Genomic DNA, 16093 nt, shown 5'->3' on the forward strand with positions numbered 1-16093 from the left:
CTGCCCTGCTACATCTAACCCACAGATAAGACAGTATGAACAAGGATTTCAAACTAAGCGATATACCCAAGCACAACATTTACCAGGTGCCCGAAGGTTATTTTGACCGCCTGCCAATGCGTGTGATGGAACGGACTACAGCTACTGGTAATCAGCATCATAGCCCGGTTTACACTTCGCTTTGGCAAGCACTCCGTGTGGCTGTTGCTCCGTTTATTCTGCTGCTGGTTTTTGTAGGTGCATACTTTTTGAGCACCCCGACGCAAAAAGCTGGTAATGCAAGTATAGCTAACTTACCTGATCAGGAAATAGTTGATTATTTAACAACTTATGCCCAGGTAGAGGCAACAGATCTGGCAGAGCTTTCAGTAGCAGATAAAGACATTACATCCGATTTTTTAAATATCAGCCCAAACGTAGCTGAAAGTGAATTAGAATATTACCAGCTTAACGAAGAACCCTTTTAACCACCCATGAAACAATATATTATACTTGCCCTTATTACCATCTTCTCCTTTGCCGGAACTACAGTCTCTGCTCAAAATACTTCCGAAAATCGCCAGGAAAATGTAGAGAGCGCCAAAGTAGCTTTCCTAACAGATAAGATGGAGCTTACTCCGGAGCAATCGCAGAAGTTTTGGCCGCTTTACAATGAATACCAGTCAAAGCGCCGCGAACTGACAAAATCATACCGAAGCGGCTATCGCCGTGATGTGGATGAGCTAAGTGAACAGGAAGCCAAAGCTCGCATAGAACGCATGTTTGATACACGCGAACAGGAATTACAACTTGAGAAAGAGTATGTTACAAAATTTCAACGAGTGATCACTAACAAGCAACTGGTTAAATTCTACCGTTCTGAGCGCGAATTCACAAAGCTACTTCTCAAGCGCCTTGATGCCAGAAGAGCAAACAATTAAAATCATATTTCAGCTATAAAACAAAAAGCCACTGCTTACGAGCAGTGGCTTTTTGTTTTAGGAATTCTCTATTATTACTTCCGGGCTGCAATCCATTCGTTAATCTTTTTCTCCAGCACTGCCAGCGGCATACCCCCATCTTTCAGCACTTCATCATGGAAAGCACTTACGCTGAATTTACTACCTAGCTCCTGCTCCGCCTTTCTGCGTAACTCCTGTATCTTTAGCTCCCCTATTTTATAGGACAAGGCCTGGCCAGGTATAGCCATGTAACGCTCAATTTCGGCTACAGCTGCCTCTTCAGAAGTAAGTTCATTATCAAGCGAGTATTGAATGGCCTTTTCGCGGGTCCAGCCTTTGGCGTGCATGCCTACATCCACTACCAACCGGATGGCGCGGTGCATTTCATCGCTTAGTCTACCAAAATATTGGTAAGGATCTGTATAAAGGCCTAGCTCTTTACCCAAACTTTCAGAGTACAAAGCCCAGCCTTCGCCGTAAGCTCCATACCAGCTATACTGCCTGAACTTAGGTAAGCCCTGCTGCTCCTGCTGAATCGAGATCTGGTAGTGGTGCCCGGGGATAGCTTCGTGCAGAAACAGCGATTCCATACCTACCCGGTTATACTTGGTGGCATCCAGAATCGGTACATAGAAAATGCCTGGACGTGAGCCATCGGGTGCAGGTGGGTTATACTCGGCACTGGCCGATGCGGCCCTGAATGCTTCCGTCTGACGTACTTCGAATTTAGATTGAGGTTTAAGGCCGAAAAGCTTATCAAGCTGCGGTTGCATGCGTGCCTGTATTTCTGCATAACCTTTCAGAACATCTTCCGGCTTCTTAAAAGGCATAAACTGTTTACTTTCGTTCACATGTTTGAAAAAAGCTTTCAGGTCGCCTTTAAAACCAACCTGTGCTTTTACCTTCTCCATCTCGCCCCGAATACGAGCCACTTCACGCTCTCCCAGAGTAAAAATCTCATCGGGTGTCATGTCAGTAGTCGTCCAGTAACGCACTACATAACGGTACTTTTCATCGCCGTTGGGTATACCATTTATACCCGATGTGGTCCGGCTCTTAGGCAGGTACTCACGCTGCATAAAGTCATGCAGCTTTTTATAGGTTGGCACCACCTGCTCTTTTATGGCTTTCGTATAAGCCTGGGTAATGCGCTCTCTGTCGGGGCCCTGTATACTTGCCGGCATATTCTGAACAGGCTCCCAGAATATACTTTTAGTATAATCTGTAACTACCATACTTTTTAGCTGGGGCAACACTTTTTGTGTTAATGCCTTGGGCAGCACTTCGCCTTTTGCCATACCCCGGCGCATATTAGCAATGGCTGTATCGGCCCATACTTCAAAACCATTTATCCTGCCCAGGAAATCATCGTAATCCTTAACGGTTTTAAAAGGCTGGTTTCCGGAGCCGGAGCCCAGCTGCCCCATGGTTATTGGCAAGCTCCAGAATTGGTTGAGTGGCATAAGCTGGTCATCCATTTGTAGGCCTTCGAGCGATGTTGCCATCTCATAAGCAAAAATATCGTAGCTGATGCGTTCTTGCTCGGTTAGTTTCTCACGATCAATGGTCTTCAGTTCATCCTGATACTTCTGATAAAAAGCTTTTAGTTTCTGCTGATGTTCCTGCGATATATCGTTAGGCAACAGGTTGTTGTAGCGGTTATCGGCAATGGCTGTGGCCTCCAGCGGGAAAAGCTGCAGGCGTTCTTCATAATAATCATCGAACAGCTGACTTATACTTTTCATAGGCTCTGCGTTTTTAACTTCAGGGGCGGTTGTAGTTTCCGGCGTAGTGCTGGTTTCGGCTGGGGTATTGGGCGTACAGCTAGCCAGCAGTATAGCACCAAGCGACAGAGCCGCCACGAATTCTTTCTTCATAGTTATACCTGAATTGATGTATTTAAAATTACAGATTTGAAGCAACAAAGTATACGGATTATAACCAGTTAGTTAAGTATGGTTAGTAAATAAAAACAGCCCTTGCTCTAAAGGAACAAGGGCTGTTTTATATAGGAAACTAAGTTAAGGTAAGCCTTATACGGCATCCAGCAAAAAGTTAATATCATCGCCGGGCTTAAATTCCATCGGCTTCTGGCCTTGCAGAAAAATCCGGGCTGTAAGCGGTCCTTTCAACTCAATCTTATCACCGGTAATGCGCAACATGCTTCCCTCGCGCAAACCAACTACCGGCTGTGTATTGTGATTCAGAAACTCCAGAATTCGTGTTTCGCGTGTTTCGCCCATGTGTGTCGAGCCCTCTATCGGATCCAGGTAATGGGGGTTCAGGTTAAAAGGAACCAGTTGCAACGCATCGAATGATTTAGGAAATACAATCGGCATATCGTTGGTGGTGCCAATGGTTTTGCCTGCCACGTTGCTGCCTGCGCTTGTGCCCATGTAGGGCATGCCTTTTTCTACGCGGTCGCGAAGTGGTTGTATCAGCTTATTGGCGTACAGGTTCTTTAGTAACAAAAACGTATTTCCACCGCCAATAAAAACAGCTTCAGCCTCGTTTACGGCAACTACAGGGTCTTTTGCCTCGTGCACGCCTGTTACGGCTATTCCCCATTTGGCGAAAGCCTCACGTACTATAGCAGTGTACTCGCTGTGAGAAATGCTGCCTGGGCGGGCATAAGGTATAAACAGTATACTACTTTTACCCTTTAGCAATGCTTTAACCTCTTCTTCGGCGTGTTCTAAATAACCGGTGCCATGGGTAGTAGAGGTACTTATCAGAAGTATATTTTTACTCATATCAGATCCTTTATCTTCCCCAAAGATAGGAAAGATGGCAGTGATAACGCCACTAGCCAAGCAGATTTAGAAAATTGCCGGTATGCCGTTACAAAGTATAGTCTTATTATTGATTCAGGTTTTTATTTTAAGCCTGATGGTCTCCAGGTATGGCTCCAGAGCAGTGTGGCTGGTTAAAGCCCGTACTAAGCCTATACTCTTAAGATCGTACAAAAACCAAAGCTCTACATAAAAGTCGAAGAGCCAGTAGAGGTCTATTTTGCACCAGCCCCGAATACGGTGGTGCAGGTAATGCCCCTGAGCTAAAGCAAGCTCAGCCTGCAATTTAGGGGGTAAATCGTTGAATTCTTTTGCGCTAATCATTTTATCGGGTGCTACACGTTGCCAACAGTGCATGAAAAAAGGCTGCCGGAGCAGCCTTTATGATAACGTAAATATCCTGTTTAAGATTTTAATTCAGGTGTAATGTATACAATTCGAAGCGCTGAGAAGAGAAACTCCAATGTGAAGACGAAGGATGAATTTCTACACCATCCTCATCCATGATTGTAATAGCAAACCCGTCGCCTTGGTTTAAAGGCTCTGTAAAATGCTTCACCGGGTATACTTTTCCTTCTTCAATCCACTCTTCCGGTTCGAAAGCAGGCATAGACGCATCTATGCACTTTGCATAAACCGCCATATGGCTCGGGGGTATAAATAAGTTTACCATGACTCAATAACTTTTTTGAAATATAAAAAATTCCTGCAGCTTATAAAATTAGCAAGGGCTATTTTTTTTATCGGCTTTTAATCAAGTACAAATAACGTGCCTTTTGCCGTTATTTTTTGTGTGAAGCTGTATTTATGCAGCTCCAGGAAAAACGAATACGGTAATTTAAAATTTTATTTTTCCGTGTTTTCACTTTAACTAATTGTTAAATAAAATTGCTATCTTACTGATATATAAGTATATTTAGTTGCAAATATTTTTATACCTAGTAGCCATATTCCGGCAACACACATTACCGAACAGTTTACACAACTACTTATTTTCCGGAGAATAAAGTGTGGCCGGAACAGCCACTTTGTCTGGTGGTGCGTAGTAAAAAGTTTATAGGTCGCATTTTCTAAATCAACTATAGCTTAACATATGGAGGCAACTGAAAATAAAAAACGACCCGGCACCAGGCAAACATTTGCTGTGGCTCCCGGGGTGTGGGGTGTAAAAACCATTTTTGTGAACCTGTACCTGGTAAGTGAACCTGATGGCAGCTGGGTACTGATTGATGCTGGCGTTTATGGCAGTGCAGCTAAAATAAAAAGAGCCGTTGAAGAAGTTTTTGGCCCGTACAGCCGCCCTAAAGCGATACTACTTACCCATGGCCATTTCGACCACATAGGTTCCGCTAAAGTGCTTGCTGCAGAATGGGGAGTCCCGATTTACGCACATCAATTAGAAATGCCTTACCTGACGGGCCGCTCCAGTTATCCGCCACCAGACCCTAGTGTGGGCGGCGGTGGCATGGCCTATATATCGTTCCTGTATCCTAAAAAACCAATAAATATTTCTGACTATACTGAGTTATTACCCGAAGATGGCACTGTGCCCGGCTTGCCTGACTGGCGCTGGTTGCATACACCAGGTCATACAGCCGGCCATGTTTCTTTTTTCCGGGAAAGCGATCGTGTATTAATTGCCGGGGATGCTTTTATTACAAGAGATGGCGAATCGATGCTGGCAGTGATGACGCAGAAACGCGAAGTACATGGGCCGCCCCAATATTATACTTCAGATTGGGCGGCTGCACACCATTCGGTTGAGAAACTGGCTGCCCTAAACCCTAACATTGCTGCTACCGGCCACGGACTGCCAATGCGCGGCCAGGAACTACAATGGCAGCTAGATGAGCTGGTAAAAAACTTCTGGACAGAGGCTGTGCCAACGCATGGCCGATATGTGAATGAGCCTGCCATAACTGATGAATTAGGCGTAATTTCGGTGCCACCTGCTACAGAAAGTCCGGTTCCTACGGTGCTTGCAGCGGCTGGGTTAGTGGCAGCAGCAGGGCTTACCTATTGGGCACTTACCCACCGAAATGGTAAACACGAATACAGGGCAAGGAAGTATAAAGCTGGCGAAAGGCCTTTTTCGCATAACAGGCCGGCTAAGGGAATGCCTCCAACTATAGACCCTGAACACGACGACCCACAGATACACACTAATAATTACCCATAAAACAAAAGAGGCCGGAATTTATACTTCCGGCCTCTTTTGTTTTATACTTTCCATTTAATCTTTCTTATGATTGGCCCTGCCAGAGCCGCTTTTTTTACCGCCTCCGTCGTGCTTGTTTACGGTAGCCCATGCTCTTTTTTCGGCCTCATCTTTGTTTACGCCGCGTTTCTCGTAGCTATCCTCTATATGTTCCGCCTGGCGTTTCTGCTTGTCTGTATAAGCTGATTTATCTCCTTGTGGCATCTTCTCCTCCTTTTTTAATTTAACATTTTTTGCAGTGCAGTTGCCCACACCTGGTTCTTTTACGACTAAAACCGGATGAAGATCAGAATTTACAGGTCTAAAAGTTATAAACAATAGCTTAAGGGCTGAGGAAGTATAAACCTACAGCCAACCAAACTTATACATGCCCTGTGTATGTATAATCCTGTGCATTATTTCAATAGTTGTTTTATTATGATAAGTATGATTTAATTAAAACTTTCCTCCGCTAAGATCTTTCAACCTGTTTCATACCTCTAATTCAGGCATAAAAGAAAGCGCCACAGCAAAGGAATTTTGCTGTGGCGCTTTCTTTTATTTTATAGTTCACCTGGTTATTTCAGCTTAAAGTATACTTTAAATGTAGAACCTTTACCTACTTTGCTCTCAACCTCTATTCTATCGCCGGAGTTTTCCAGAATTCTTTTTACAATGTATAAACCTATACCTGATCCCTCTACATGGTGGTGCACGCGCTTAAACATTGAAAATATCTTGCCCTGCTGGCTACGATCAATGCCCAGACCGTTATCGCTAACAGAAAGCAGCAGCGTATCGGGATGTATAAGTTCTGTTTTTACTTTTATCTCTGGTTCTATGCCCGGTGTGGCATACTTAACTGCATTAGAAATAAGGTTATAAAGTATACTCCTAAGATTTTTTCTGGAATATTTCAGCAGTTTGTGTTCAGTAAATTCAGCTATAAGGCAAGCCTGGCAGTTATTTATCTGCTCGCTCAATCCTTCTTTAATTTCTTCATAGAGCATTTCAATATCGACCTCCTCTACAGCTGACTCATCCTGCTGTACTTTTGTGATCTCAGTTAAATCACTGATCACTTTCTGAAGCCTGATGATAGAATGGTCGATTCTGTCTAAAACATCCTGGTGATCTACCGCGGCTGTGCCCATCTCATCTTTCAGGAGCGTAACAAGGCCCTCGATGTTAGCAATGGGAGCTTTTAAGTCGTGTGAAGCCGTGTATACGAAGTTATCCAGGTCTGTATTGATTTTCAGAAGCTCCCTGTTTTTAAGCATCAGCTCTTCGTTCTTTCTTCTTTCAGATAAGTCCCGGGTTATTTTTGTATAACCAAGCAGCCGCCCAACCTCATTGTAAACCGGCGTAATAACTACGTTTACCCAAATAGCACTACCATCTTTCCGGATGCGCCAGCCTTCGTCTTCAAACCGTCCATTTTTTTTAGCCTGGCCCAACTCATACTGCGGAAATCCGTTTTCCATGCCCTCCCGGTTATAGAACATTGAAAAATGCCTCCCGATTACTTCTTTCGCTTTATAGCCTTTAATTCGTTCGGCTCCTGCATTCCAGGTAGCAATGTAGCCCTCCGGGCTCAGCATAAAAATGGCATAGTCTTTTACACCATCTATAAGCAGCCTGGCTCTTTCTTCGCTTTCCCGCAGTTCTTCGTTGGCCCTGTAAAGTTGCTCCTCCAGCTGCTTTTTCTCCGTCAGGTTCCTGGTTATTTTGGAAAAACCAATAAGCTCATTTTTGGAGTTATAGATAGCGGTAATAATAACGTTAGCCCAGAAGGTGCTGCCGTCTTTTCTTATTCTCCAGCCTTCGTCTTCAAAGCGGCCTAATTCTACTGCCTGTTCCAGCTCATACTGCGGATAGCCTTCGTCAACGGCTTCTTTTCCATAGAATTTAGAGAAGTGTTTCCCGATTATTTCTTTGGCTTCATACCCTTTTATCTTCCTCGCGCCCTCGTTCCAGGTGGCTACATTGCCGGCAGGGTCCAGCATAAAAATGGCGTAGTCTTTTACACCCTCTATCATTAGCCTGAAACGTTCCTCGCTCTCCTTCAAATCGACTAAAGATCGGAACAGATCATCTTCCGACTTTTTACGGAGCGACAGATCGCGGGTAACCTTAGAGAAACCGATATGCTCTTTTTTGCTGTTGTATACCGGCGTAATAATCACGTTAGCCCAGAAGGTGCTGCCGTCTTTTTTAACGCGCCAACCTTCATCTTCAAAACGCCCGTGTTTTATAGCCTCTTCCAGTTCATACTGCGGGAAATTCTCCACCAAGGCCTGCTGTGTATAAAAAACCGAAAAATGCCGGCCAATTATTTCTTCGGCAGTATAGCCTTTCAGATTTCTGGCTCCCTGGTTCCAGGTAGCTATTTCTCCGGTCGGACTAAGCATAAATATGCCATAATCCTGTATGCCTTCGATCAAGAGTTGAAACACGTTCTCCTCTTCCTGAATTAAACTAGCTTTATTTATTACTGAATGGTGGCTTTCAGTTTGGTTATTCATAAGTCTGATAACTCTGTTACTCCTGCATAAGGCAGGCATGGACTTTACCTATACTTAGTATATGGCAAAACCGTTATATTTATAAATTTAAAAAAATACTTACCTGTAAGCTTTGTTAGTTTGTAAGCAAACCAAGTTTACCTAAACTATAACCAGTATCAAACTCTTTATCCAAAACTTTAAAAATAACTATTATCTGCTATTTTATACCTGCCCGCTGAGTAAAGTATAAACTGCTGTCAGGTATAGCTCTTACAATCACTTAACTTCTGATTATTAAGTCATAGATATAACATCGTATAATCTCAAAAGAGTCCGGATGGCGTGGTAAATCGGGCAAAAATATATACCGAAGTACAAATTGCAAACAAGCTGAGAGGTTATTAATAGTAACATACAACCCCTAAAGGCTTTTAGTGCCTTTAGAGTGTAATTGTTTACCTTTGTACTATGGTATCATTAAGGCAATTATTTCTGCAGCACCAGGCGCAAACTTCCGATTTTCCGCTGATGCTGGAGATAGAGCGGGCAGAAGGAATTTACATGTATGGCAGCAATGGCCAGCGTTACGTCGATCTGATCTCAGGCATAGGTGTAAGCAATGTAGGCCACCGGCACCCGAAAGTATTACAAGCCATACATGAGCAGCTAGACAAATACATGCACCTGATGGTATACGGTGAGTTTGTGCAGGCCCCTCAGGCCCAACTGTCACAGGCACTGAGCACTACCTTGCCATCCCGCTTAAATAATACTTACCTGCTTAACTCTGGTGCCGAGGCTGTTGAGGGAGCCATGAAACTTGCAAAACGCCACACCGGCCGCACCGAGCTAATCTCCTGCTACAATGCTTACCATGGCTCTACACAGGGCGCACTTTCTATGAACGGCAGCGAGAGCTTTAAAAATGCTTTTCGGCCGCTGCTGCCCGACGTGCGCCACATCCGTTACAACGCTGTTGAAGACCTGGAATACATTACCACACGAACTGCCGCTGTACTTATTGAAACCGTGCAGGGCGAGGCAGGCGTGCGCACACCTCAAAACGATTACCTGAAAAAGCTACGGGAGCGCTGCACCCGAACCGGCACCCTGCTTATACTCGATGAGATACAATGTGGCTTCGGGCGCACAGGTACTTTCTGGGCCTTTGAGCAGTTCGGTATAGAGCCGGATATTCTGGTATGTGCCAAAGGCATGGGTGGTGGTATGCCTGTAGGTGCTTTTATAGCGCCACAGGAAATTATGGCTTCTTTTAAAACCGATCCTATACTTGGCCACTGCACAACTTTTGGCGGCCACCCGGTTAGCTGTGCAGCCTCGCTGGCTACCTTGCAGGTTATACTGGAGGAAAAACTGACCGTTGGTGTTAAGGAGAAAGCGGAGCTGTTTAAACAATTGCTGGTGCACCCGCGCATTAAAGAGATCCGGAATTGCGGCCTGATGATGGCTGCAGAGTTTGAATCCTTTGAAGTTCTGAAAGCTGTAATTGACAGGGCTATACTTAACGGCGTGTTAACCGACTGGTTCCTGTTCTGCGATAACTCGATGCGCATAGCACCTCCGCTAACTATAACCGAAGCGCAGATCCGGGAGGCCTGCGAAGTTATACTTCGCTCTATAGACGAAGCTATGGCCTGAAAATTTTAGCTTTTGATTGGGTTTAACAGGAGCTTCACCAAAAATTTATCTTACCCAACTGCAGAAAAATAGCCAAAACTGTAATCGCACACAGCCACCCTGCGTAAAAGCCCCAAACTATACTACCCAAGTATAGCTTGCTAATTTGCTATGCTTTTATGGAAATAGCCATTGTGCTGATCTTGCTGCTGATTGCGGTGGTGCTTTTCGCCACCGAAAAGCTCGGCGTAGAGATGGTGACGCTTATCATGCTCATCATCCTGACTTCTTTGCGCATTATTACACCTGATGAGGCATTTGCAGGCTTCAGCAGCGATTTTATCATCATTATCGCTTCTATTTTTATACTTAGTGCCGCCCTCGACGAAACCGGTATACTTGACTTTGTTGTCATCAGGCTGGTGCGGCTGGCCCGGCACAGCTCCAACCTCATGTTGCTGTTGGTGATGCTTATAACAGGCACTGTATCAGCGTTTATGAATAACACCACTGTTACGGCCATGTTCTTAACGCCGCTTATCAGTTTATCGAAACGCATTAACAAAAGCCCCTCCAAGTTACTGATGCCGCTAGCTTATGCATCTATACTGGGGGGTACCTGTACGCTTATCGGTACATCTACAAACGTAGCCGTGAGTGGCTATATTGCAAAGGTGGGCCTGCCCCCTGTCGGTCTTTTTGAAATCTCGGGTATTGGGTTTATTATTTTTATAGTTGGTATTGTGTATATGATGACAATCGGCCAACGGTTTTTACCCAGCCATGATGATCAGCAACTTACAGAAGAATACAAACTGCAGAAATACCTTACCGAGATTGTGGTGATGCCTGATTCACCGTTAGTCGGGCAGCTGGCATTCGCATCAGACCTTACAACGCTTAATTTCCGTTTGCTTAATATTATTAGAGGTAAAGATAACTTCCTGCCTGATTTCAGGACCCGCATTGCCGCTAAAGATGTATTACTGGTTGAAGGCGACCTGGATAACCTGATGAAGGTAAAGGAAACGAAAGGCATTGAGATTATGGCCGATGTAATTGTAGAGAAAGACCTAGTTACTGATGGCATAAGACTCGCCGAACTCCTTATTACCCGACAATCCAACCTGATACACCGTACGATTAAAGAAGTAAATTTTCTGCAACGTTATGGTTTGGTGGTTATTGCAGTATCGCGCCACGGCGAAACGTTGCGCACCAAAATAGGAAGTATACGCCTACAACTCGGCGATCTTCTCCTTGTGCAGGGATCTTCGGAACGACTTGAACAGTTGCGCACCTCGCCAAACGTTGCTGTACTTGACGAATTTGAGCCATTGCTGTTTAAAAAGCGAAAAGGTATACTTACCATGTCCTGCTTTATTGCGGCTATAGTTGCCGGTACTACAGGTGTTCTGCCTTTATCCATAGCTTTTTTGCTGGCGGCCATTGCCACTATTTTACTACGCTGCATTAATACAGAAAAAGCCTATGGTGCTATAGACTGGCGCCTGCTTATACTTATTGGTGGTATGACAGCTTTTGGCACTGCCATGGAAAACTCCGGCGCAGCCGATTACCTGGCGCACGGCATTGTAGATCTGATGGGCGGACTTGGAAAAATTGGTATATTAGCTGGCTTTGTTATACTTACGGTGTTACTTACCCAACCTATGTCTAATGCGGCGGCGGCTTTGGTTATAGTACCGGTTGCGTTGCGCACGGCCACCGAAATGGGCGCCGACCCCAGAAGCTTTGCCATTGCCATCATGCTGGCCGCATCTGTTTCGCTGGTTACGCCTTTCGAGCCTTCCTGCATCCTTGTTTACAGCCCTGGCAAATACCGCTTCTCCGATTTTATAAAAATAGGCGCCCCCCTAACGTTTCTGCTGGTTATAGTTATACTTATAATGGTGCCTATCATCTGGCCTATGTAACTGCAGTCGTATACCTGAGTACATCAGTATACTATGAAACGGAATATTGTAGCCTTGTTGGCAATACTTTTCAGCTGCTCTCCTAAAAACGAAGATGTTACAATGGAGCAGGCTAAGCCTGCGCAAGCTGCTGAAGCGTTAGATTCGCTGGCCAATACCACTTTAGACGGAACAGCAACGCAACAAACTTTTAGCAGCCCTGAAACAGCTATACCACAGGCTGTGATGCAGATGCTCGAAAAAGAATACCCTTCTTGGGAAGAACCTGTTTTAGCTAAAAATGCCTTAACCAGCGCTAATGAACACGAACAAGGGCCACTTATAGTTCAAGGCGATTTTAACGGCGATACATTACTGGATTATGCACTGCAGATAAAGTATAAAAATAGCGTAGTTGCACTGGCATTTTTGCAAACACCTGAAGAGTGGCAATTATATGAGCTGGATAAGGAAAACCTGATTAAAGAACGTGGAGAATTAAAAAGCCCATACAATTTACATCTGTTAGAAGCCGGCTCCAGCATCTTTAATCCGGAGAAAGCAACTCAAACTATAACAGTACATGATGCCCCTGCCGCTGGTAAAGGTAATGCGGCCAAAGTATATGTATTTGAGAACGGAAATTTTAAAGCATACCAGGTAGAGGAGTAAGTATAAGTGCGAGCTGCTAAAGTATAAACCGGACTTACTCTGCCAAAAATAAAGGAAGGAAGTATAAAATTACGCCTAATGCTATCGCTACCACCAGACCCGAACTTAAAATAAGCCTGCACAGCCTGGTAGCATAAACTTTATCAACGGTTGTAATGCGAATATAATTAACATTTAGGTTAAGCAGAAATACCGCCACTGCCAGCAAAAAACTGGCAAACCAGAACAACATAAACCTGAAAATAAAAGTCATGGGCAGGTTACTGCTAAGTTCGTGCATTACCGGTATATCATGCACCAGAAACCATAAAGCCAGTAAAACCAGCAGGCTACCATACAATGTAATCACGAAGCTATTCAGCACCCGAACTTTGCGCATATAAAAGGCCTGCCTAAGAGTTTAAGTATGTCTGGGCTTCCTGTTTAATATACTCGCGGGTATGGCCATCTTTAACACCTATAGATATTTTGCGCACCAGCAGGCCAACTATTGTTTTATTAAACCCCAGCCTGACAGCCATGTTGATACAAAAATTCATCTCATTATCATCTACAATACCATCGGCCAGCATCATTTCCACCAAATCATAAATCTGGTCAAACCGCTCCGAATCGTTGGATGGCAGTTTTAATTCTGTTTTGCCGGTATTGGATAGCAGATTGCGTACTTCAGAGGGCTTCATGCCATGGCGTTTACCAATCGAGATAATAAAATTCATTTCATTGGGGTCCACGTGGCCGTCAATTTTTGCCAATGCCCCCAGTGTGGTGATATGGCTTTTTAATTTTTTTGTTTCTTCGCTCTCAAAAAAACTAAACATACATTGCCTCTCTTTAAGATAATTCTTTAATTGGTTCGCGGTAGTACAGCGTAGAGTTTACAGGTGTAAATTATACTTTTTCCCGGTATTCTATGCATAAAACATAGCTTTTAAATTCGCCGACTTTTATGCAGGCCCAGCTATGCAGCTTTACATACGGTTTTTGCTATTTAAGAGCTATGCTTTCCTGCCTTTTTTTTACTATTGCAATACACAGCAAAGTATGTACATGCCAGGATTTTTATATATCTCTTGCTATCATTTTTGCCAGAGTAAAATTTAATACATTATTTTTGTAGCTTAACATATTACATAATCACTCCTGTATGAAGAAAATTGGAGTCTTTACTTCCGGCGGCGACTCGCCAGGCATGAACGCTTGCATCAGAGCGGTTGTGCGCAGCGCCGTTTATAATAACATAGAAGTATATGGCATAAAAAGAGGGTATAATGGCATGATAAAAGGGGAGATCATTAAACTTGAATCTTCTTCTGTCAGCAACATTATTCAAAAAGGAGGCACCATTCTTAAGTCTGCGCGCAGCAAAGAGTTTTTAACGAAAGAAGGACGCCAGGCAGCTTACGACCAATTAAAGAAAAACGGCATTGAAGGGTTGGTAGCCATAGGCGGAGACGGCACGTTTACAGGTGCAAACATTTTTCACGAAGAGTTTGGCATTCCTATACTTGGCGCTCCCGGTACCATAGATAATGACCTGTATGGCACCGATTATACTATTGGTTACGACACAGCAGTAAATACAGCCCTTGATGCGATAGATAAAATCCGGGATACAGCGGATAGCCACGAACGCGTATTTTTTGTAGAAGTAATGGGCCGCGACTCCGGTTACATTGCTATACCTTGCGCTATTGGTGGTGGTGCCGAAATTGTGATGATACCGGAGACCAAAACTTCTATCTCCAATGTAATTGATGCTTTGAAGCAAGGCTGGGCCCGTTCTAAAACATCGTTTATCGTAATTGTGGCCGAAGGCGATGAAGAAGGTAGCGCCGTAGAAATAGCAGCCAAAGTGCAGAATGAGATTCCGCAGATGGATGCCCGTGTTACTATTCTGGGCCACGTACAGCGTGGTGGTGCACCAACCGCCGCCGACCGCTTGCTGGCAAGCCGCCTGGGTATTGCCTGCGTAGAAGGCTTAATGCAAGGCCGCACCTGCGAAATGGCTGGTATTGTAAACTCAGAATTAGTATATACACCGTTTTCTGAAACCATTACGAAGCAAAAGTACATTAGCCCGCGCTTTACCGAAATGGTAAAAATTCTGTCTTCTTAAGTATAGAACGAAATAATTAAGGGCCATCCGAAGTATGTTTATACTTTGGATGGCCCTTCGCCTTTTAAGCCAGCCCCTTCCTAACCGCTTCAGGCTAAATTCCTGAATTTGACATTATTTTGCTTTCATCTGTTCATCCAGAAACGCTAACAACTCCTGCCACTGCGCCGGGTTAAACCAGGTATAATCCGGGAATTTATGAAACCACGTGAGCTGGCGTTTGGCATAGCGGCGGCTGTTTCGCTTTAGCAGGCGTACTGCCTCCTCCCAATCATACTTGCCTTCAAGGAAATCGAAAATTTCTTTGTAGCCCACAGTTTGCAGGGCATTATGATGGCGGTACGGATACAGCGCTTTAACCTCTTGCAGCAGGCCTTGTTGCAGCATCAAATCCATGCGTTGGTCTATGCGCTGGTAGAGTTCTTCACGGTCTCTGTTAAGCCCTATTTTTATGATATTGAACGGTCGCTCCTGCGCTTCGCTTTTCCGGAAGGATGAGTATGGTTGCCCACTTGAAAGGCATACTTCCAGCGCCCTGATCACCCGTTGCGGATTGGCCTGGTCTACCTGGGCATAGTATACAGGGTCGAGCTGTTGCAATTGTTCTAGTAAAGGTTGCAGGCCTTTTTCGGCAAATTCTTGTGTAAGCTCCTCTCTTATTGCCGGGTCTGTTTCGGGCATCTCATCCATTCCTTCGCAAACCGCCCGCACATATAAACCGGAACCGCCGGTAAGTATAACCACATTCTTTTCTTTAAATAATTCCTGCAGCAGCTGTAATACATCCTGCTCGTAGGCGCCTACATTATACTCTTCTGTTATAGTATGGGAATCTACAAAATGGTGTTTTATACCTTGCTGTTCTTCTGCACTGGGTTTTGCAGTTCCAATGCTCATCTCCCTGAAAAATTGCCTCGAATCAGCTGAAATAATTTCGGTGTGATAATGCCTGGCCAACTGCACACACAGATCGGTTTTACCTACTGCCGTTGGCCCTACCACCACTACCAGGTACTTATCTGATTGTAAATTTTCCATGCTTTTAATACCTCGCAGCTTACTCCTGTAATTTTTAAACAATAAATCTATACCTGAAATATTAGCGTAACCATTGATTGCCTGAGCTGTACTTTAAACCCGTACCACACCGAATTAAGTTTGGATGCAATAGCACAAATACATCCGTTTTATTGTTAAACCGGTAACCATAAAGCAATGCAGCTAATTTTTTGCTAAATTATGGCTTTAATTGTAAAATTTGCGTGGGGACGCGGCTTAAGTACAAGCGCTGTTTACAAGTATCTTAGACTT

The 16093-nt window shown here is 44.3% G+C and carries 16 protein-coding genes; 7 read left to right on the plus strand and 9 right to left on the minus strand.

Features of this window, described 5'->3' with window-relative positions:
• The first annotated feature begins 35 nt into the window (after positions 1-35).
• Both LWP20_RS06550 and LWP20_RS06555 read left to right on the plus strand, forming a co-directional pair.
• Positions 36-467 carry a hypothetical protein gene (locus tag LWP20_RS06550; RefSeq protein ID WP_242927321.1) on the plus strand — a complete coding sequence of 144 codons (432 nt, stop codon included), beginning with the start codon at positions 36-38 and terminating at the stop codon, positions 465-467.
• Positions 468-473: 6 nt separating this feature from the next.
• Positions 474-920, plus strand: coding sequence for a Spy/CpxP family protein refolding chaperone (locus LWP20_RS06555; protein ID WP_242927322.1), 447 nt, complete (start codon positions 474-476; stop codon positions 918-920).
• A gap of 74 nt (positions 921-994) precedes the next feature.
• Here the strand turns inward: LWP20_RS06555 and LWP20_RS06560 are convergent, their stop codons facing one another.
• The 4 genes from LWP20_RS06560 to LWP20_RS06575 all read right to left on the minus strand — a co-directional run bounded on the left by LWP20_RS06560 (position 995) and on the right by LWP20_RS06575 (position 4376).
• A complete protein-coding gene (locus LWP20_RS06560; protein ID WP_242927323.1) occupies positions 995-2818 on the minus strand; it encodes a DUF885 domain-containing protein in 1824 nt (607 codons plus the stop codon).
• 156 nt (positions 2819-2974) lie between these two features.
• On the minus strand, positions 2975-3694 hold the full coding sequence (pepE, locus tag LWP20_RS06565; protein WP_242927324.1) for a dipeptidase PepE: 720 nt from the start codon (positions 3692-3694) through the stop codon (positions 2975-2977).
• Positions 3695-3808: 114 nt separating this feature from the next.
• Positions 3809-4090: a hypothetical protein gene (locus LWP20_RS06570; protein ID WP_242927325.1), complete on the minus strand. Its 282-nt coding sequence runs from the start codon at positions 4088-4090 to the stop codon at positions 3809-3811.
• A gap of 55 nt (positions 4091-4145) precedes the next feature.
• Positions 4146-4376: a hypothetical protein gene (locus tag LWP20_RS06575; protein ID WP_242927326.1), complete on the minus strand. Its 231-nt coding sequence runs from the start codon at positions 4374-4376 to the stop codon at positions 4146-4148.
• 450 nt (positions 4377-4826) lie between these two features.
• Here LWP20_RS06575 and LWP20_RS06580 point away from each other — a divergent pair, with 450 nt between their 5' ends.
• The gene (locus LWP20_RS06580; RefSeq protein ID WP_242927327.1) at positions 4827-5912 is read left to right on the plus strand and encodes an MBL fold metallo-hydrolase; all 1086 of its coding nucleotides are present in this window, start codon (positions 4827-4829) and stop codon (positions 5910-5912) included.
• 54 nt (positions 5913-5966) lie between these two features.
• Here the strand turns inward: LWP20_RS06580 and LWP20_RS06585 are convergent, their stop codons facing one another.
• Both LWP20_RS06585 and LWP20_RS06590 read right to left on the minus strand, forming a co-directional pair.
• The gene (locus LWP20_RS06585; protein WP_242927328.1) at positions 5967-6155 is read right to left on the minus strand and encodes a hypothetical protein; all 189 of its coding nucleotides are present in this window, start codon (positions 6153-6155) and stop codon (positions 5967-5969) included.
• A gap of 353 nt (positions 6156-6508) precedes the next feature.
• Positions 6509-8455: a PAS domain-containing sensor histidine kinase gene (locus tag LWP20_RS06590; protein WP_242927329.1), complete on the minus strand. Its 1947-nt coding sequence runs from the start codon at positions 8453-8455 to the stop codon at positions 6509-6511.
• A gap of 450 nt (positions 8456-8905) precedes the next feature.
• Here LWP20_RS06590 and LWP20_RS06595 point away from each other — a divergent pair, with 450 nt between their 5' ends.
• The 3 genes from LWP20_RS06595 to LWP20_RS06605 all read left to right on the plus strand — a co-directional run bounded on the left by LWP20_RS06595 (position 8906) and on the right by LWP20_RS06605 (position 12663).
• Positions 8906-10096 (plus strand): aspartate aminotransferase family protein, encoded by a 1191-nt coding sequence (locus LWP20_RS06595; RefSeq protein WP_242927330.1) that lies wholly within the window; start codon positions 8906-8908, stop codon positions 10094-10096.
• A 158-nt stretch (positions 10097-10254) separates the two neighbouring features.
• Complete coding sequence (locus LWP20_RS06600; protein WP_242927331.1) at positions 10255-12012, plus strand: SLC13 family permease; 1758 nt, start codon at positions 10255-10257, stop codon at positions 12010-12012.
• A 33-nt stretch (positions 12013-12045) separates the two neighbouring features.
• Entirely contained in the window at positions 12046-12663 is a 618-nt protein-coding gene (locus LWP20_RS06605) for a hypothetical protein (protein WP_242927332.1), read from the plus strand.
• 34 nt (positions 12664-12697) lie between these two features.
• Here LWP20_RS06605 and LWP20_RS06610 read toward each other — a convergent pair whose 3' ends face one another.
• Together LWP20_RS06610 and LWP20_RS06615 are read right to left on the minus strand one after the other, a co-directional pair.
• The gene (locus LWP20_RS06610; protein ID WP_242927333.1) at positions 12698-13042 is read right to left on the minus strand and encodes a hypothetical protein; all 345 of its coding nucleotides are present in this window, start codon (positions 13040-13042) and stop codon (positions 12698-12700) included.
• Between the two features lie 13 nt (positions 13043-13055).
• Positions 13056-13484, minus strand: coding sequence for a tellurite resistance TerB family protein (locus LWP20_RS06615; RefSeq protein ID WP_242927334.1), 429 nt, complete (start codon positions 13482-13484; stop codon positions 13056-13058).
• 326 nt (positions 13485-13810) lie between these two features.
• On the opposite strand from LWP20_RS06615, the gene pfkA reads away from it, so the two are divergent.
• Positions 13811-14782, plus strand: a complete 972-nt coding sequence (pfkA, locus tag LWP20_RS06620) for a 6-phosphofructokinase (RefSeq protein WP_242927335.1) — start codon at positions 13811-13813, stop codon at positions 14780-14782.
• A gap of 114 nt (positions 14783-14896) precedes the next feature.
• Here pfkA and miaA read toward each other — a convergent pair whose 3' ends face one another.
• The gene (miaA, locus tag LWP20_RS06625; RefSeq protein WP_242927336.1) at positions 14897-15820 is read right to left on the minus strand and encodes a tRNA (adenosine(37)-N6)-dimethylallyltransferase MiaA; all 924 of its coding nucleotides are present in this window, start codon (positions 15818-15820) and stop codon (positions 14897-14899) included.
• Between the last annotated feature and the right edge of the window lie 273 nt (positions 15821-16093).

The sequence above is a fragment of the Pontibacter vulgaris genome, from assembly GCF_022758145.1.
GTDB lineage: Bacteria > Bacteroidota > Bacteroidia > Cytophagales > Hymenobacteraceae > Pontibacter > Pontibacter vulgaris.